16 protein-coding genes are annotated in these 18,589 nt (G+C 66.4%); 14 read left to right on the top strand and 2 right to left on the bottom strand.

Annotated elements, in window-relative coordinates:
• Positions 1 to 80: 80 nt before the first annotated feature.
• From nudB to DID96_RS04845, 12 genes are all read left to right on the top strand, one after another.
• Positions 81 to 587, top strand: coding sequence for a dihydroneopterin triphosphate diphosphatase (nudB, locus tag DID96_RS04790; RefSeq protein WP_124598113.1), 507 nt, complete (start codon positions 81 to 83; stop codon positions 585 to 587).
• Positions 584 to 1,858, top strand: a complete 1,275-nt coding sequence (gene clsB, locus DID96_RS04795) for a cardiolipin synthase ClsB (RefSeq protein ID WP_124598114.1) — start codon at positions 584 to 586, stop codon at positions 1,856 to 1,858. Before nudB ends, clsB begins: the two co-directional genes overlap by 4 nt.
• Positions 1,859 to 2,045: 187 nt before the next feature.
• Complete coding sequence (locus DID96_RS04800; RefSeq protein ID WP_124598115.1) at positions 2,046 to 2,645, top strand: TetR/AcrR family transcriptional regulator; 600 nt, start codon at positions 2,046 to 2,048, stop codon at positions 2,643 to 2,645.
• A 57-nt stretch (positions 2,646 to 2,702) separates the two neighbouring features.
• A complete protein-coding gene (locus DID96_RS04805) occupies positions 2,703 to 4,490 on the top strand; it encodes an acyl-CoA dehydrogenase C-terminal domain-containing protein (protein ID WP_124598116.1) in 1,788 nt (595 codons plus the stop codon).
• Between the two features lie 116 nt (positions 4,491 to 4,606).
• Positions 4,607 to 7,042, top strand: a complete 2,436-nt coding sequence (locus DID96_RS04810) for a 3-hydroxyacyl-CoA dehydrogenase/enoyl-CoA hydratase family protein (RefSeq protein WP_124598117.1) — start codon at positions 4,607 to 4,609, stop codon at positions 7,040 to 7,042.
• 22 nt (positions 7,043 to 7,064) lie between these two features.
• Positions 7,065 to 8,264 (top strand): acetyl-CoA C-acyltransferase, encoded by a 1,200-nt coding sequence (locus DID96_RS04815; protein WP_124598118.1) that lies wholly within the window; start codon positions 7,065 to 7,067, stop codon positions 8,262 to 8,264.
• Between the two features lie 90 nt (positions 8,265 to 8,354).
• On the top strand, positions 8,355 to 9,122 hold the full coding sequence (locus DID96_RS04820; protein WP_124598119.1) for an enoyl-CoA hydratase: 768 nt from the start codon (positions 8,355 to 8,357) through the stop codon (positions 9,120 to 9,122).
• A 353-nt stretch (positions 9,123 to 9,475) separates the two neighbouring features.
• On the top strand, positions 9,476 to 10,366 hold the full coding sequence (gene cyoA / locus DID96_RS04825; RefSeq protein ID WP_124598120.1) for a ubiquinol oxidase subunit II: 891 nt from the start codon (positions 9,476 to 9,478) through the stop codon (positions 10,364 to 10,366).
• A 3-nt stretch (positions 10,367 to 10,369) separates the two neighbouring features.
• Positions 10,370 to 12,382: a cytochrome o ubiquinol oxidase subunit I gene (gene cyoB / locus DID96_RS04830; protein WP_124598121.1), complete on the top strand. Its 2,013-nt coding sequence runs from the start codon at positions 10,370 to 10,372 to the stop codon at positions 12,380 to 12,382.
• Positions 12,382 to 12,993: a cytochrome o ubiquinol oxidase subunit III gene (gene cyoC, locus DID96_RS04835; RefSeq protein WP_124598122.1), complete on the top strand. Its 612-nt coding sequence runs from the start codon at positions 12,382 to 12,384 to the stop codon at positions 12,991 to 12,993. Before cyoB ends, cyoC begins: the two co-directional genes overlap by 1 nt.
• Positions 12,994 to 13,326 (top strand): cytochrome o ubiquinol oxidase subunit IV, encoded by a 333-nt coding sequence (gene cyoD, locus DID96_RS04840; protein ID WP_124598123.1) that lies wholly within the window; start codon positions 12,994 to 12,996, stop codon positions 13,324 to 13,326.
• 85 nt (positions 13,327 to 13,411) lie between these two features.
• Entirely contained in the window at positions 13,412 to 14,590 is a 1,179-nt protein-coding gene (locus tag DID96_RS04845; RefSeq protein WP_124598124.1) for a fatty acid desaturase, read from the top strand.
• On the opposite strand, the gene fdhD is transcribed toward DID96_RS04845, so the two are convergent.
• Positions 14,575 to 15,411 carry a formate dehydrogenase accessory sulfurtransferase FdhD gene (gene fdhD, locus DID96_RS04850; RefSeq protein WP_124598125.1) on the bottom strand — a complete coding sequence of 279 codons (837 nt, stop codon included), beginning with the start codon at positions 15,409 to 15,411 and terminating at the stop codon, positions 14,575 to 14,577. The two genes, DID96_RS04845 and fdhD, sit on opposite strands and share 16 nt — an antisense overlap.
• Before the next feature lie 125 nt (positions 15,412 to 15,536).
• Here fdhD and DID96_RS04855 point away from each other — a divergent pair, with 125 nt between their 5' ends.
• On the top strand, positions 15,537 to 16,019 hold the full coding sequence (locus DID96_RS04855; protein WP_124598126.1) for a nitrate reductase associated protein: 483 nt from the start codon (positions 15,537 to 15,539) through the stop codon (positions 16,017 to 16,019).
• Between the two features lie 101 nt (positions 16,020 to 16,120).
• Here DID96_RS04855 and DID96_RS04860 read toward each other — a convergent pair whose 3' ends face one another.
• Positions 16,121 to 16,519 (bottom strand): acyl-CoA thioesterase, encoded by a 399-nt coding sequence (locus tag DID96_RS04860; RefSeq protein ID WP_124598127.1) that lies wholly within the window; start codon positions 16,517 to 16,519, stop codon positions 16,121 to 16,123.
• 174 nt (positions 16,520 to 16,693) lie between these two features.
• On the opposite strand from DID96_RS04860, the gene DID96_RS04870 reads away from it, so the two are divergent.
• Positions 16,694 to 18,565, top strand: coding sequence for an ABC transporter ATP-binding protein/permease (locus tag DID96_RS04870; RefSeq protein ID WP_124598129.1), 1,872 nt, complete (start codon positions 16,694 to 16,696; stop codon positions 18,563 to 18,565).
• Positions 18,566 to 18,589: the final 24 nt, after the last annotated feature.

The following is an 18,589-nucleotide window of genomic DNA, read 5'->3' on the forward strand; positions in this document are numbered from 1 at the left end:
CGCTTTTTGCGGTACAGTCGCAGCACCTGCCGTGCTGCCTCGGTCACCGGGCGCGCGGCCTTGTGCCGCATGAAACAAAAATGACGAAGTCGCCGAAAATTCCCGAATCCGTTCTCGTCGTGATCTACACGCCCGCGCTCGACGTGCTCGTGATCAAGCGTGCCGACCAGCCCGATTTCTGGCAATCGGTCACCGGGTCGAAGGACACGCCCGACGAGCCGCTCGCGCTCACGGCCGTGCGCGAAGTGGCCGAGGAAACGGGCATCGTGGTCGGCAGTGCGGATGTGCCCGCGGGTGCGCTCGTCGACTGGCATCACCGGATCGAATACACCATCTATCCGCAATACCTGCACCGCTACGCGCCGGGCGTCACGCGCAACACCGAACACTGGTTCGGGCTGTGCGTGCCGCGTCGCGTCGACGTGACGCTGTCGCCGCGCGAGCACGTCGACTATGCTTGGCTGCCATATCGCGACGCGGCCGAGCGCTGCTTCTCGCCGTCGAACGCGGAAGCGATCCTGCAATTGCCCGCGCGCGCGTTCCCGGACGGCCAGCCCCCGGATGGCCGCACCCTCGGCCACTCATGAACGCGGACGCCCGCAAACGCTTCGCGCAATTGCGGCAGATGTTCCTGCAGGAGCGGGGCTCCGCGTCGCGGCTCGCGTTCACGTCCGGCAATACGGTCCGGCTGTGCAACGGCGGCGACGCGTTCTTCGGTGCGCTGATCGAACGGATCGACGGCGCACGCGAGCAGGTGATGCTCGAAACCTATATCTTCTGCGACGACGCGGCCGGACGGCCCGTGTCCGACGCGCTGATGCGCGCGGCGCAGCGTGGCGTGCGCGTGCGCGTGATCACCGACGGCATTGGCACCGCGCGCCTGCCGCTCATCGATGCCTGGGCCGACGCGGGCGTCGAGCACTGCATCTACAACCGCTACCTGTTCGGCCGCTTCGGCTTCTCGCGCACGCACCGCAAGCTTGCCGTCGTCGATCGCGCGTACGCGTTTTGCGGCGGCATCAACATCGTCGACGACTACGCGCAGAACGGCACGACGCTCGACTACCCGCGCTGGGATTTCAGCGTCGAGATGACGGGGCCCGTCGTCTCCGACGTGCGTGCCGCACTGGAGCTGCAATGGCACCGGATCCAGTTCGGCCACAAACCTTACGCGCAGTACGCGGCCGGGCTGGCCGGCGGCGACGCGTTTCCCGACATGTTTCGCCGCTGGATGCGCAGCCACCGCTGGATCAAGGCCGGCGCGCTCAGGATCGTGACCGAGCCGAGCGTCGCGTTCGTCGCGCGCGACAACGTCGTGAACCGCCGTGCGATCGAGAAGGCGTACCTCGCGGCGATCGGCCAGGCGCGGCAGCGCATCCTGCTCGCGAATCCGTATTTCATGCCGGGCCGCAAGCTGCGCCGCGCGCTGGCGGGCGCCGCGCGGCGCGGCGTCGACGTGCGGATCCTGATCGGCCGCAACGAATTCGCGGCGCTCGACACCGCGGTGCCGTTCCTCTACCACGCGCTGCTGCGCGCCGGCGTGCGGGTGGCCGAATACGACAAGACGATCCTGCACGGCAAGGTCGCCGTGATCGACGACAATTGGGCAACGGTGGGCTCGTCGAATCTGGACGCGCTGAGCCTGATGCTGAACAATGAGGCCAATGTGGTGCTGGTGCGGCACGACACGGTGACGAACGAGCTGCGCGACGCGATCGCCGCGGCGTTCGCCGACGGCCGCGAGATCGACCCGGCGCGCTACGCGGCGCGCCCGTTCGCGGAGCGCGTGCTGAACTGGCTCGCCTATGCAACCTACCGCACCTTGATGAAGGCGCTGACAGTCGGCGGATACGACTGAGCCCCCATTTCATACTTTCCCGCACGGCCGTGCGGAAAACCGCATCCAAGGCCGTCCGAATCGCGCAAAATAGCGGTTCGGTTAGACACCGGTTTCTAATAATTTCCTTGTTTCGCGGACGGTCGCACTCAATAATAGTACGGCCGTTCGATTTTATTCGAACCCCCGAACGGTTACAGAAATAGCTATGCGAAAAGGCGAACAGACGCGTGCCGCGATCCTTGAAGCTGCATTGGACCTCGCCAGCCGTGACGGGCTGGAGGGGCTGACGATCGGCCTGCTGGCCGAGCGCATGCAGATGAGCAAGAGTGGCGTGTTTGCGCACTTCGGATCGCGCGAGGATTTGCAGGTGGAAGTCGTGCGCGAGTATCACCATCGTTTCGAAAACGAGGTGTTCTTTCCGAGCCTGCGCGAGCCGCGCGGTCTGCCGCGTCTGCGTGCAATGCTGGCGCGCTGGATCGAGAAGCGCATCCAGGAGGTCACGACTGGATGCATCTACATCAGCGGCGCCGTCGAGTACGACGACCGGCCGGACAGTTCCGTGCGCGAGCAGTTGGTCGCGAGCGTGACCGCCTGGCGTGCCGCGCTGCTGCGCGCCATTTCGCAAGCGAAGGACGAAGGCCATCTGCGTGCGGACACCGATCCGGACCTGATGCTCTTCGAGCTGTACGCCGTCACGCTCGGCCTGCATCACGACGCGCGCTTCCTGCATTCGCCGGAAGCGGTGCGCCTCACGTGGGCCGCGCTGGAAAAAACGATTGTTTCGTATCAGAGCGAGAGCCGTTAGCGGCGCGTGATCCGCCCGCCAGGAGCTCGAGCCGTTTGCCCTACTTTGGAGAGAGTCATGGGACAGTACGCCGCGCCGCTGCGCGACATGCAATTCGTGTTGCACGAGCTTCTGAACGTCGAAGCCGAAGTCAAGCAAATGCCCAAGCATGCGGACCTCGACGCCGACACGATCAACCAGGTCCTCGAAGAAGCGGGCAAGTTCTGCTCCGAGGTGCTGTTCCCGCTGAACCAGGTCGGCGACCGTGAAGGCTGCACATACGTCGGCGACGGCGTCGTGAAGACCCCGACCGGCTTCAAGGAGGCCTACCAGCAATACGTCGAGGCCGGCTGGCCGGCGCTCGGCTGCGACCCCGATTACGGCGGCCAGGGGCTGCCCGCATTCGTGAACAACGCGCTGTACGAGATGCTGAACTCGGCGAACCAGGCGTGGACGATGTATCCGGGCCTGTCGCACGGCGCGTACGAATGCCTGCACGCGCACGGCGCGCCCGAGCTGCAGCAGCGCTACCTGCCGAAGCTCGTGTCGGGCGAATGGACGGGCACGATGTGCCTGACCGAGCCGCACTGCGGCACCGACCTCGGCATCCTGCGCACCAAGGCCGAACCGAACATCGACGGCTCGTACTCGATCAGCGGCACGAAGATCTTCATCTCGAGCGGCGAGCACGACATGTCGAAGAACATCATCCACCTCGTGCTCGCGCGCCTGCCGGACGCGCCGCAAGGCACGAAGGGGATCTCGCTGTTCATCGTGCCGAAGTTCATCCCCGACGCAGCGGGCGAGCCCGGCGAGCGCAATGGCATCAAGTGCGGCTCGATCGAGCACAAGATGGGCATCCACGGCAACTCGACCTGCGTGATGAACCTCGACAACGCGACGGGCTGGATGGTCGGCGAGCCGAACAAGGGCCTCAACGCGATGTTCGTGATGATGAATGCCGCGCGCCTCGGCGTCGGCATGCAGGGCCTCGGCCTCACGGAAGTCGCGTACCAGAACTCGCTGACGTACGCGAAGGAGCGCCTGCAGATGCGCTCGCTGACGGGCCCGAAGGCACCGGACAAGCCGGCCGACCCGATCATCGTGCACCCGGACGTGCGCCGCATGCTGCTCACGCAGAAGGCCTACGCGGAAGGCGCGCGCGCGTTCACGTACTGGTCCGCGCTGCAGATCGACAAGGAGCTGTCGCACGCCGATGAAGCGGTGCGCAAGGAAGCGGCCGACCTCGTCGCGCTGCTCACGCCGATCATCAAGGCGTTCCTGACCGACAACGCGTTCGAGTGCACGAACCACGCGATGCAGATCTACGGCGGCCACGGCTTCATCTCCGAGTGGGGCATGGAGCAGTACGTGCGCGACGCGCGGATCAACATGATCTACGAAGGCACGAACTCGATCCAGTCGCTCGACCTGCTGGGCCGCAAGGTGCTCGGCGACATGGGCGCGAAGCTGAAGAAGTTCGGCAAGCTCGTCACGGAATTCGCGGAAGCCGAAGGCGTGAAGCCGGAGATGGCCGAGTTCATCAACCCGCTCGCGGACATCGGCGACAAGGTGCAGAAGCTGACGATGGAAATCGGCATGAAGGCGATGCAGAACCCGGACGAAGTCGGCGCAGCTGCCGTGCCGTACCTGCGCACCGTCGGCCACCTCGTGTTCTCGTACTTCTGGGCCCGCATGGCACGCCTCGCGCTCGACAACGAGGCATCGGGCGATCCGTTCTACAAGTCGAAGCTCGCGACCGCACGCTTCTACTTCGCGCGTCTGCTGCCCGAGACCGCATCGACGATCCGCGCCGCGCGCGCCGGGTCGAAGACGATGATGGAAGTCGACGAATCGCTGTTCTGATCCGACATCGGGCGGCGCGCATCGCGTGCCGCCCGATCGGTACGGTTCCTGGTACTCACTTCGCCGCGTAGCCCGTCATACGATCCGCGCTACGCAGCTTCATCCGGAGACATCCCGTGAGCAATTTCATCATTCGCAAGGTGGCCGTGCTGGGCGCCGGCGTGATGGGCGCGCAGATCGCCGCGCATCTCGTCAACGCGCGCGTGCCCGTGCTGCTGTTCGACCTGCCGGCCAAGGAAGGCCCGAAGAACGCGATCGCGCTGAAGGCGATCGAGAACCTGAAGAAGCTGTCGCCCGCGCCGTTCGGCGTGAAGGAAGACGCGAAATACCTCGAGGCCGCGAACTACGAGGACGACATCGCGAAGCTCGCCGAGTGCGACGTCGTGATCGAGGCGATCGCCGAGCGGATGGACTGGAAGCACGACCTGTACAAGAAGGTCGCGCCGCACATCGCGCCGAACGCGATCTTCGCGACCAACACGTCGGGCCTGTCGATCACCAAGCTGTCCGAAGGATTCTCCGACGAGCTGAAGGCGCGCTTCTGCGGCGTGCACTTCTTCAACCCGCCGCGCTACATGCACCTCGTCGAGCTGATCCCGACCGCGCATACGCGCCCCGAGATCCTCGACCAGCTCGAGACGTTCCTGACGAGCGTCGTCGGCAAGGGCGTCGTGCGCGCGAAGGACACGCCGAACTTCATCGCGAACCGCGTCGGCATCTTCTCGATCCTCGCGGTGATCACCGAGGCCGCGAAGTTCGGCCTGCGCTTCGACGAAGTCGACGACCTGACCGGCAGCCGCCTCGGCCGCGCGAAGTCGGCGACGTTCCGCACCGCGGACGTGGTCGGCCTCGACACGATGGCGCACGTGATCAAGACGATGCAGGACAACCTCGCCGACGATCCGTTCTTCCCGGTCTACCAGACGCCCGCCGTGCTCGCCGAGCTGGTGAAGCAGGGCGCGCTCGGCCAGAAGACGGGCGGCGGTTTCTACAAGAAGGAAGGCAAGGCGATCAAGGTGCTCGACGCGAAGACGGGCACCTACGTCGAGTCGGGCGCGAAGGCGGACGAAACCGTCGGCCGCATCCTGAAGCGCCCGCCGGCCGAGCGCCTGAAGCTGCTGCGTGAAACGGACCATCCGCACGCGCAGTTCCTGTGGTCGATCTTCCGCGACGTGTTCCACTACATCGGCGTGCATCTCGAATCGATCGCGGACAACGCGCGCGACGTCGACCTCGCGATCCGCTGGGGCTTCGGCTGGAACGAGGGCCCGTTCGAGGGCTGGCAGGCCGCCGGCTGGAAGCAGGTTGCCGAGTGGGTGCAGGAAGACATCGCGGCCGGCAAGGCGCTCGCGAACGTGCCGCTGCCGTCGTGGGTGCTCGAAGGCCCGGTGGCCGAGCAAGGCGGCGTGCACACGGCCGAAGGCTCGTGGGCGCCGGCGTCGAAGCGCTTCGTGCCGCGTTCGGACCTCGCCGTCTACAACAAGCAGGTGTTCCGTGCGCCGCTGCTCGGTGAGACCGGCGCCGATCCGAAGACCTACGGCAAGACGCTGCTCGAGACCGACTCGGTGCGCGCGTGGGTCGATGACCGCGCGGGCGAGGACGACGTCGTGATCGTGTCGTTCAAGTCGAAGATGAACACGATCGGCCCGGGCGTGATCGACGGCCTCGTGCAGGCGATCGAGCTCGCGGAGAAGGACTACAAGGGTGTCGTGATCTGGCAGCCGACGTCGCTGAAGCTCGGCACGCCGGGCGGCCCGTTCTCGGCCGGCGCGAACCTCGAAGAGGCGATGCCGGCGTTCATGATGGGCGGCGCAAAGGGCATCGAGCCGTTCGTGAAGAAGTTCCAGCAAGGCATGCTGCGCGTGAAGTACGCGAACGTGCCGGTCGTCGCGGCCGTGTCGGGCATCGCGCTCGGCGGCGGGTGCGAGCTGATGCTGCACAGCGCGAAGCGCGTCGTGCACGTCGAGAGCTACATCGGCCTCGTCGAAGTGGGCGTCGGCCTCGTGCCGGCGGGCGGCGGCCTGAAGGAAGCGGCGCTGCGCGCGGCGGATGCGGCGACGGCAGCCAACGCGACCACCGACATCCTGAAGTTCGTCACGAAGTCGTTCGAGAACGCGGCGATGGCGAAGGTGTCGGCGTCCGCGCACGATGCGCGTGCGATGGGCTACGTGAAGCCGTCCGACACGATCGTGTTCAACGTGTTCGAGCTGCTCGACACCGCGAAGAAGGAAGCGCGCGCGCTCGCCGACACCGGCTACCGTGCGCCGCTGAAGGCGAAGGACGTGCCGGTCGCAGGCCGCTCGGCGATCGCGACGATCAAGGCATCGCTCGTCAACATGCGCGACGGCCGCTTCATCAGCGACCACGACTTCCTGATCGCGAGCCGCATCGCGGAAGCGGTGTGCGGCGGCGACGTCGAGGCGGGCAGCCTCGTCGACGAGGAATGGCTGCTCGCGCTCGAGCGCCGCGCATTCGTCGAACTGCTCGGCACGCAAAAGACGCAGGAACGGATCATGGGCATGTTGCAGACCGGCAAGCCGGTGCGTAACTGAGCGGGCGAACAAGGAGCTTGAAATGAGCAAACAATTGCAAGACGCATACATCGTCGCCGCCAGCCGCACGCCGATCGGCAAGGCCCCGCGCGGTGTCTTCAAGAACACGCGCCCGGACGAGCTGCTGGTTCACGCGATCAAGTCGGCCGTCGCGCAGGTGCCGGAATTCGACACGAAGCTGATCGAGGACGCGATCATCGGCTGCGCGATTCCGGAAGCCGAGCAGGGCCTGAACGTCGCGCGGATGGGCGCGCTGCTCGCGGGCCTGCCGCAGACGGTCGGCGGCGTGACGGTCAACCGCTTCTGCGCATCGGGCATCACTGCGCTCGCGATGGCCGCGGACCGCATTCGCGTCGGCGAATCGGACGCGCTGCTCGCGGGCGGCTGCGAATCGATGAGCATGGTGCCGATGATGGGCAACAAGCCGTCGATGTCGCCGCACATCTTCGATCGCAACGAAGATTTCGGCATCGCGTACGGGATGGGCCTGACCGCCGAGCGTGTCGCAGAACAGTGGAAGGTGAGCCGCGAGGACCAGGACGCGTTCTCGGTCGAGTCGCACCGCAAGGCGATCGCCGCGCAGCAGGCCGGCGAATTCAACGACGAGATCGCACCGTACACGATCACCGAACGCTTCCCGAACCTCGCAACCGGTGAAGTCGACGTGAAGACGCGCGAGATCGCGCTCGACGAAGGCCCGCGCGCGGACACGTCGCTCGAAGGCCTCGCGAAGCTGCGCACGGTGTTCGCGAACAAGGGCTCGGTCACGGCCGGCAACAGCTCGCAGACGTCGGACGGCGCGGGCGCGCTGCTCGTCGTGTCGGAGAAGGTGCTCAAGCAGTTCAACCTGACGCCGCTCGCGCGCTTCGTGAGCTTCGCGGTGCGCGGCGTGCCGCCGGAAATCATGGGCATCGGCCCGAAGGAAGCGATTCCGGCCGCGCTGAAGGCCGCCGGCCTGAAGCAGGACGATCTCGACTGGATCGAGCTGAACGAGGCGTTTGCCGCGCAGTCGCTGGCGGTGATGCGCGACCTCGGCCTCGATCCGTCGAAGGTCAACCCGCTGGGCGGCGCGATCGCGCTCGGCCATCCGCTCGGCGCGACCGGCGCGATCCGCGCGGCGACCGTCGTGCACGGCCTGCGCCGCCGCAACCTGAAGTACGGGATGGTGACGATGTGCGTCGGCACCGGCATGGGCGCCGCGGGCATCATCGAACGCCTGTAAGCGGGGCGGGACAGTAGCGATGACGGTGCGCGGGCCACGAGCTCGCGCACCGTTTTTTTATTCCGATCGAGAACAGCATAGGAGACGCTTGTGACTGACATCCAGGTAGAACGCGCCGATGGCGTGATGACGATCACGATTGCCCGGCCGTCGAAAAAGAATGCGCTGACGGCAGCGATGTATCAGGTGATGGCCGATGCGCTCGGCGACGCGCAGGAAGACAAGGCGGTGCGCGCGATCCTGCTGCGCGGCAGCGACGGCAATTTCAGCGCGGGCAACGATCTCGAGGATTTCCTGAAGACGCCGCCGAAGGACGAGAGCGCGCCGGTGTTCCAGTTTCTCGCGCGGATCAGCAGCGCCGCCAAGCCGGTCGTGGCCGCCGTGCCGGGCATCGCGATCGGCGTCGGCGTGACGATGCTGCTGCATTGCGATCTCGTATACGTGGCCGACACCGCGACGTTCTCGCTGCCGTTCGTGCAGCTCGGGCTGTGCCCGGAGGCCGGGTCGAGCCTGCTGCTGCCGCGTCTCGCGGGCCATCAGGTCGCGGCGGAGAAGCTGCTGCTCGGCGAAGCGTTCGATGCGCTCGACGCGCACCGGATCGGCATCGTCAACCGCGTGCTGCCGGCTGCCGAGCTCGACGCGTTTGCGGCGAAGCAGGCCGCGAAGCTCGCCGCACTGCCGGCGTCGTCGCTGCGCGTGACGAAGGCGCTGCTGAAGGATGCGGGCGGCGTGCCGGTCGCGGCGCGGATGGCCGAAGAGGCGCAGCATTTCGGCGCGATGCTGCGCGCGCCGGAAGCGCGCGAGGCGATGACCGCGTTCTTCGAGAAGCGCAAGCCGGACTTCCGTCAGTTCGACTGACGCGCAGCGCATCCGCACACGGGCCGCCAACCGCGCGGTCTCCGTTCGATATTCACGACCGGCGTGTCGCCTGACGCGCCGGCTCGAGGACGCCCCGCTCCGAGACGGCGCGTCGTTTTACTTTCTCCCGCATCCGTTGCCCCGCCGGCAGTTGCCGCCGGCAATCGCAAGCTCCCGCATTCGAACCGGCTCGAACCGGTATTCGCTCAATTTGGCGAAGTTTGTTCGCCGTCAAGGTGCACTGCAGCAACTTTCCGTACAGTTCGCGCGGAGGTCGCCGCGGTCGACACGCGTCGCGCAACGGCGGTGCGCGGCCCGGAAGTCCTTCTCAACGACATTCAGGCGAACGAACAATGATCAGACGAATCACCGGCGGTGCGCGGGCGGCCCCCGCCATCGCGATACTGGCGGGACTGGCCGGATGCAGCGAACTTCACGTGCTCGATCCCAAGGGGGCGGTGGGCGTCGCGGAGAAATCGCTGATTGCGACGTCGACATGGGCGATGCTGATCGTCGTCGTGCCGGTGATCCTGCTCACGCTGTACTTCGCGTGGCGCTATCGCGCGTCGAACCGCAACGCGACCTATGCGCCGGAGTGGTCGCATTCGACCGCGATCGAAGTCGTGATCTGGACCGTGCCGACGCTGATCATCCTGTTCCTCGGCATCCTCACGTGGAAGACCACGCACGAGCTCGACCCGTACAAGCCGCTCGAATCGTCGGTGAAGCCGATCGACGTCGAAGTCGTCGCGCTCGACTGGAAGTGGCTGTTCATCTATCCGGAATTCGGCATCGCGTCGGTCAACCAGCTCGCGATTCCCGTGGGCACGCCGGTGAATTTCCGCATTACGTCGGATTCGGTGATGAACTCGTTCTTCATCCCGCAGCTCGGCAGCCAGGTCTACGCGATGGCCGGCATGCAGACGCGCCTGCACCTGATCGCCGACGAAGCGGGCGATTACGCGGGCGTGTCCGCCAACTACAGCGGCCGCGGCTTCTCCGACATGAAGTTCCGCGCGCTCGCCGAGCCGCGCGAGCAGTTCGACGCGTGGGTGCGGAAGGTGAAGGCGTCGTCCGACCGGCTCGACATGACCGCGTACGGCACGGTCGCACAGCCGAGCGAGAAGGCGCCCGTGCGTTACTTCTCGACGGTCGATCCGAAGCTGTTCCACAACATCATCGCGAAATACAACGACGGTCACGTCCTCGATCTGAAGGACGCTGCCTGTACGACGAAGGGGTAACGCATGTTCGGCAAACTGACACTTTCGGCGATCCCGTTCGATCAGCCCATCATCATGGGGGCGAGCGCCTTCATGGGGCTCGTCGTGCTGGGCATCGTCGCCGCGCTGACGGTCACCCGTCGGTGGAAATGGCTGTGGAGCGAATGGCTGACGTCGGTCGACCACAAGCGGATCGGCGTGATGTACCTGATCGTCGCGGTGCTGATGCTGCTGCGCGGCTTCGCGGACGCGGTGATGATGCGCGTGCAGCTCGCGCTCGCGTACAACGGCCCCGGCTACCTGCCGCCGCATCACTACGACCAGATCTTCACCGCGCATGGCGTGATCATGATCTTCTTCATGGCGATGGCGCTGCTGGTCGCGTTCTTCAACCTGATCGTGCCGCTGCAGATCGGCGCGCGCGACGTCGCGTTCCCGTTCCTGAACTCGCTGAGCTTCTGGATGACGGCCGTGGCCGCGATCCTGATGAACGTCTCGCTCGTGATCGGCGAGTTCGCGCAGGTGGGCTGGCTCGCGTATCCGCCGCTGTCGGAGCTGCAGTACAGCCCGGGCGTCGGGGTCGACTACTACCTGTGGGCGCTGCAGATTTCCGGCGTCGGCACGCTGATCACCGCGATCAACTTCTTCGTGACGATCATCAAGATGCGCGCGCCGGGCATGACGCTGATGAAGATGCCCGTGTTCACGTGGACCGCGCTGTGCTCGAACGTGCTGATCATGGCGACGTTCCCGATCCTGACGGTCGCGCTCGCGCTGCTCGGCCTCGATCGTTACCTCGACATGCACTTCTTCACGAACGATGCGGGCGGCAACGCGATGCTGTACCTGAACCTGATCTGGGCGTGGGGGCATCCGGAGGTGTACATCCTCGTGCTGCCCGCGTTCGGTATCTATTCGGAAGTCATCGCGACGTTCGCGAAGAAGCCGCTGTTCGGCTACAAGACGATGGTGTATGCATCGTGCGTGATCATGGTGCTGGCGTTCCTCGTGTGGCTGCATCACTTCTTCACGATGGGCTCGGGCGCCGACGTCAATGCGTTCTTCGGGATCATGACGATGATCATCGCGATCCCGACCGGCGTGAAGATATTCAACTGGCTGTTCACGATGTACCGCGGGCGCCTCGAATTCACGGCGCCCGTGCTGTGGACGATCGGCTTCATGGTCACGTTCACGATCGGCGGCATGACGGGCGTGATGCTGGCGATTCCCGGCGCGGACTTCGTGCTGCACAACAGCCTGTTCCTGATCGCGCACTTCCACAACACGATCATCGGCGGCGTCGTGTTCGGCTATTTCGCGGGCATCCATTACTGGTTCCCGAAGGTGTTCGGCTTCAGGCTCGACGAGAAGCTCGGCAAGCGCGCGTTCTGGTGCTGGTTCCTCGGTTTCTATGCGGCGTTCATGCCGCTCTACGTGCTCGGCTTCATGGGCATGACGCGCCGCCTGAACCACTACGACAACCCGGCATGGCAGCCGTGGCTGATCGCCGCCGTGTTCGGCGTCGCGCTGATCGCGGTCGGCGTGCTGTTCCAGGTCGCATCGGTGTGGGTCGGCTGGCGCAACCGCGCGCAATCGCAGTATCGCGACGCGACCGGCGATCCGTGGAACGGCCGCACGCTCGAATGGGCGACGTCGTCGCCGCCGGCCGTCTACAACTTCGCGGTGATCCCGGACGTGCATGAGCTCGACGAGCTCGCGTATCGCAAGGCGAAGGGCCTCGGCATCGGGCTCGGCAAGAACGTCAAATACCAGGACATCCACATGCCGTCGAATACGAGCGCGGGCCTGTTCGTCGGCGTGTTCAGCCTGCTGCTCGGCTTCGCGCTCGTCTGGCACATCTGGTGGCTCGCGATCGCGTCGCTCGTCGGCATCGTCGCGACGGTGGTGCTGTACAGTGCGCAGGACAACGAAGGCTATTACATCCCGGCGGATACCGTCCGCAAGATCGAGGAACAACGCGCGGGCGTGCGGATGCGCGCGCCGTCGCCGGAAGCCGAACTGGAGGCGAACTGATGTCGTATCAAACTCTCACGGGCGCCGCCCGCCAGCCGGCGGCGCACCATCATCCGCCGTCGCATTCGGTATTCGGCTTCTGGCTGTACCTGATGACCGACTGCGTGATCTTCGCATCGCTGTTCGCGACGTTCGCGGTGCTCGGCAACCAGTTTGCGGGCGGCCCGACCGCGAAGGACCTGTTCGACATCCCGGGCGTCGCGCTCGAGACGGCCGCGCTGCTGCTCTCGAGCATCACGTACGGCTTCGCGATGCTCGGCGCGCAGCGCCGCCGGCGTGGCGCGGTGTTCGTGTGGCTCGCGGTGACGTTCGTGCTGGGCGTCGCGTTTCTCGCGATGGAGCTGCGCGAGTTCTCGCACCTGATCGCGGAAGGCGCGGGGCCCGGCCGCAGCGCGTTCCTGTCGGCGTTCTTCGCGCTGGTCGGCACGCACGGGCTGCACGTGGCCGTCGGCCTGTTGTGGATGGTCGTGCTCGCCGTGCAGATCGCGCGCGGCCCCGGCATGACGGAGCGCGACTTCCGGCGCCTCACCTGCCTGAGCCTCTTCTGGCACTTCCTCGACATCGTCTGGATCTGCGTGTTCTCCTTCGTCTATCTCGCGAGCGTGATCTAAATGGCCCATTCGGAACTCATTCACCATGACGAAGCGCACGGCACGGCGCGCGGCTACATGGTCGGCTTCGTGCTGTCGGTGCTGCTGACGGCCGCATCGTTCGGCCTCGTGATGGGCGGCGTGCTCGCGCCGAAGGCGGCGATCATTGCGCTCGCGGTGCTCGCGTTCGTGCAGATCCTCGTGCACCTCGTGTGCTTCCTGCATATGAACACGTCGTCGAGCCAGCGCTGGAACGTGATGGCGTTCAGCTATACGGTGCTCACCGCGCTGATCCTGATCTTCGGGACGCTGTGGGTGATGCACAACGTCAGCATGAACATGATGTCGCGGTAACGGGCATTCAGTTCACGCATTCGTGCCGTGTCCGTTGCACGGCTGGTTTACTTTCGGGCGCGCGGTTCGCGCGCCTTTCTGCATCATGGTCAATCAAGATTCCCAGACACCCGTTCGCACCGACGAGCCGATGCCGCATCGCAAGGTCATCCGCTCGTGGCTCGTGCCGTTCGCCGCGCGCGAGATCGTGCGCCCGATCCTGCTGCTCGTGCTCGACTACTTGCTGCTGCTCGCGGCGTTCGCGGGCGCGCTGCTGATCCCGTCGATCGTCGGCAAGATCGTCTGCGGGATGGCGGCCGGCTTCATCACGGGGCGGCTCTTCATCATCGGGCACGACGCGTGCCACCAGAGCCTGACGCCCGACCGCCGGCTGAACCGCTGGCTCGGCCGCATCGCGTTCCTGCCGTCGCTGACGCCGTACAGCCTGTGGGAAGTCGGGCACAACGTCGTGCACCACGGCTACACGAACCTGAAGGGCTTCGACTTCGTGTGGGCGCCGCATACGCCGGCGGAATACGCGGCGCTGTCGCCGACGCGACGGCTGCTCGATCGCATCTACCGAAGCGGCTGGGCGCCGGGGCTCTACTATCTCGTCGAAATCTGGTGGCTGCGGATGTATTTCCCGACCAGGCGCTACATCGGCGCGTCGCGGCCCGTGTTCCGGCGCGATGGCCTGCTGGTGACCGGCTTTGCGCTGGTGTGGATCGCTGCGGTCGTCTGGGCGGCGATCGCGACGCAGCAGTCCGTCGCGCTGCTGCTCGCGACCGGCGTGCTCGTGCCGTTCCTGTTCTGGTGCTCGATGATCGGGTTCGTCGTGTACGTCCACCATACCGATCCGCGCATCGCGTGGCATGCGAACCGGGCCGAATGGTCGAACGCCGCGCCGTTCGTGTCGACGACGCTGCACCTGACGTTCCCGTTCGGTATCGGCGGCCTGCTGCACCACATCATGGAGCACACGGCCCACCACGTCGACATGAGCGTGCCGCTTTACCACCTCAAGCCCGCGCAGGCGAAGCTGGAGGACATGCTGCCCGGGCGCATCGTCGTGCAGCGCTTCAGCTGGCGCTGGTATTTCGACACGGCGCGCCGCTGCAAGCTTTACGACACCGACCGCAAGCTCTGGACCGATTATCTCGGCAATCTGACGAGCGAGCCGGCGAACGAGCCGCTGCCGCCGGCCGCGACGAAGGAAGCCGCGCCGGCTGCCGTGCCGGAGCCGGCGAGCGCGCCCGCCGCCGCGCGTCCTCACGCAGTGTCGTAATCGACGTAGCCGGTTGCGCGGCAGAAGCTGACGAGCCGCAGGCCGGCCTGCTGCGCGATCGCGATCGCGAGCGACGACGGCGCGGAGATCGTCGCGACCATCGGAATGCCGACGCGCGCGGCCTTGCGCACCAGCTCGTAGCTCGCGCGGCTCGACAGGAACACGAAGCCGTCGGTCGTGTCGGCGCGCGCGAGCACGAGCGAGCCGATCAGCTTGTCGAGCGCGTTGTGGCGGCCGACGTCCTCGAACGCCATCCGGATCGCACCTGTTGCATCGCACCACGCGGCCGCGTGCAGGCCGCCGGTCAGCTTCGTCAGCGCCTGGTGGGCCGGCAGCTCGCCGGCGGCGCGCGCGAGCGCGTCGGGCGCGAGCCGCGCGAGAAACCCGGTGTCGGGCACGCGCTCCGGCGCCAGGTCGAGCAGGTCGATGCTCTCGATCCCGCACACGCCGCAGCCGGTGCGCCCGGCGAGTGCGCGGCGCTTGTCCTTCAGCGCGGCGAACGCCTGCTGCACGACTTCCAGATGGACTTCGGCATGCGGCAGCGGCGCGTCGGCATGCAGGATCACGTCGATGTCCTTGATGTCGCTGCCGCGCGCGACGATCCCTTCCGAAATCGCAAAGCCGACCGCGAACGCTTCGAGGTCGCGCGGCGTGCACATCATCACCGCGTGCGAGATGCCGTTGAAGACGAGCGCGACCGGCCATTCCTGGCCGACATGGTCGATGGCCGTCTCGACGGCACCGCCGCGCGTGCGGCGCACGGCCAGGTCGATCGCGCCGCGCGGTTCGGCGCGCAGGTCGTCTGAGTCGGTCGGATTCACGCAAGGACTCCCGTTCGGTTGACGCGCGCGGGGGGCGGGCGACGAAACGCGCCGCCGCACACGCGCAGAGGTTCTAAAATACCTCAGGCAGGCCGGCCGCGCCGGCATTCGCCAAGGTAACGACCATGGGACTCAGCGACGCACCGTTGCTCTTCAATTTCGAACGCGATTCATCGGAGAATTTCACGTACATCCCGATGATCGTGCGCTTCAATCTCGACCGCTTCGGCTTGCGGATCTCGCTCGAGCAATGGCAATTGCTGCCGCTCGAGGATCGCAAGCTGCTCGCGCGCTTTCCGGCCGACGAGGACACCGCGATCGAGCCCAATTTCGACCACGCGCTGTTCGAGATGCTGCGCACGCATGCCGATCTCGAACCGACCTGGTTCCAGCCGGACGAGCAGCCGACCTGGCGCAGCATCGAGCGAGTGCCGGACGCGCTGGTGCAGCAGTGCGCGCTGGCGGGCCTGCCCGCGCCCGACGTCGTGCAATGGCAACGGCTCGCGCCGTTCCAGCGCTACGTGCTGGTGAAATTGTCCCGCAAGCCGAAGCTGAACCACGATTTCGTGCCGGCGATGCGGGAGTTCGGGCTGACGACCACGCACTGACGCGGCACCCGCGCGAGGCGGCCGGCGGCGCGATGCTGGCGGCCACCCGACGCCGGCCTGATGGCCGCGCGCGTGCAGGCCGCGTCAGGCCGGCTGTAACGTCACTCGAGCGGCGGCAGCGGCCGCGGCTTGCGGTCCGGGCCGGTTGCGACGTAGGTGAGCGTCGCTTCGGTCACCTTCACGATCTCGCCCAACATCCGCATGCGCTGCGCATAGACCTCGACGTCAACCGTGACCGACGTGTTGCCGGTGCGGGTGACGGTCGCGTAGAAGCTCAGCAGGTCGCCGACGAACACCGGCTGCTTGAACAGGAACGAATTGACCGCGACGGTCGCGACCCGGCCGTTCGCGCGCAGGCTCGCCGGAATCGAGCCGGCGATGTCGACCTGGGACATGATCCAGCCGCCGAACACGTCGCCGTGCACGTTGGCGTCGGACGGCTGCGGCACGACGCGCAGCGCGGGTTGTTTTTGCGGAAGGGCGAGCGGGGTGTCGGTCATGGTGGAAGCTTTCATCCTGTAATAAACGCACCAGTCCGCGCGGGGCGGCCGGCGAGGCCACGGACAGCGGCGCGAACCGGCTTCTGCGACAATACAACGTTCGCGAATTGTACGAGAAAGCGGGCGTGCCGACCGACGACGCGCCCGGCCCGCACTGCCACCGACCTGTCCCCCATGCGCCGATTTCCCGCTTCCGGCGAGCCCGCGCCGCTTCAAACCGGGCCCCGCAACGACTGGCAGACCATCCGCTCGCTGCTGCCGTACCTGGCGACCTACAAATGGCGTGTGGCGCTCGCGCTCGCGTGCCTGATCGGCGCGAAGGTCGCGAACCTCGGTGTGCCGGTCGTGATGAAGCGGATCGTCGACCATCTCGCCGCCGTCCAGCAACTGACCGCGATCGGCCGCGCCGAGCAGTCGGCCGGGATCGTGCTCGCGGGCGGCGTCGGGCTGCTCGTCGTCGCATACGCGCTCGTGCGGCTGTCGACGTCGATGTTCACGGAGCTGCGCGAGATCCTGTTCTCGAAAGTGACCGAGAGCGCGGTGCGCCGGCTCGCGCTGCAGGTGTTCCGGCACTTGCACGGGTTGTCGCTGCGGTTCCATCTCGAGCGGCAGACGGGCGGCATGTCGCGCGACATCGAGCGCGGCACGCGCGGAATCCAGCAGCTCATCTCGTATTCGCTGTACAGCATCCTGCCGACGCTCGTCGAGGTCGGCCTCGTGCTCGGCTTCTTCGTCGTCAAGTACGAAGCGTATTACGCGTACGTGACGTTCGCCGCGCTGATCACGTACATCGTGTTCACCGTGAAGGTCACCAACTGGCGCACGCATTTCCGCCGCACGATGAACGAGCTCGATTCGCGCGCGAATTCCCGTGCGATCGATTCGCTGATCAACTACGAGACGGTCAAATACTTCGGCAACGAGGAGTGGGAGGCGCAGCGTTACGACGAGAACCTGAAGCGCTACCGCAAGGCCGCGATCCGTTCGCAGAACTCGCTGTCGGTACTCAACTTCGGCCAGCAGGTGATCATCGGCACCGGGCTCGTGTTCATCCTGTGGCGCGCGACGCAGGGCGTGCTCGCCGGCAAGCTGACGCTCGGCGATCTCGTGCTGATCAACACGTTCATGCTGCAGCTCTACATTCCGCTGAACTTCCTCGGCGTCGTGTACCGCGAACTGAAGCAGAGCCTCACCGACATGGACCGGATGTTCGGGCTGCTGTCGGCGCCGAAGGAGGTCGCGGATGCGGCCGATGCGCGGCCGCTCGCCGTCGCCGGCGCGCAGGTGCGCTTCGAGCAGGTGAACTTCGCGTACGAAGCGTCGCGGTCGATCCTGCACGACGTCACGTTCACGATCGCCGCCGGCACGACGACCGCGGTGGTCGGCCACAGCGGCTCGGGCAAGTCGACGCTGTCGCGCCTGCTGTTCCGCTTCTACGATCTCGACCGGCAGGCGGGCGGCGCGATCCGCATCGACGGGCAGGATATCCGCGACGTCACGCAGGATTCACTCCGCGCATCGATCGGCATCGTGCCGCAGGACACCGTGCTGTTCAACGATTCGATCTACTACAACATCGCGTACGGGCGGCCGACCGCGACCCGCGACGAGGTGATCGCGGCCGCGCGCGCCGCGCACATCCACGATTTCATCGAAAGCCTGCCGAAGGGTTACGACACGCCGGTCGGCGAGCGCGGCCTCAAGCTGTCGGGCGGCGAGAAGCAGCGCGTCGCGATCGCGCGCACGCTGCTGAAGAATCCGCCGATCCTGCTGTTCGACGAGGCGACGTCGGCGCTCGATTCGCGCTCGGAGCGCGCGATCCAGCACGAGCTCGAGCAGATCGCGCGGCATCGCACGACGCTCGTGATCGCGCACCGGCTGTCGACGGTCGTGCATGCGCAGCAGATCCTCGTGATGGATCACGGCCGGATCGTCGAGCGCGGCACGCACGACGAACTCGTGCGCGCGGACGGGCTGTATGCGCAGATGTGGGCGCTGCAGCAGCAGCGCGCGGCGGCGGGGGGCGAGGAGGCCGAGCAGGTTTGAGCGGCAGCGGCCAGCCTCCAGCCG

It is taken from the genome of Burkholderia sp. Bp8963 (assembly GCF_003854275.1).
Taxonomy (GTDB): Bacteria; Pseudomonadota; Gammaproteobacteria; order Burkholderiales; family Burkholderiaceae; genus Burkholderia.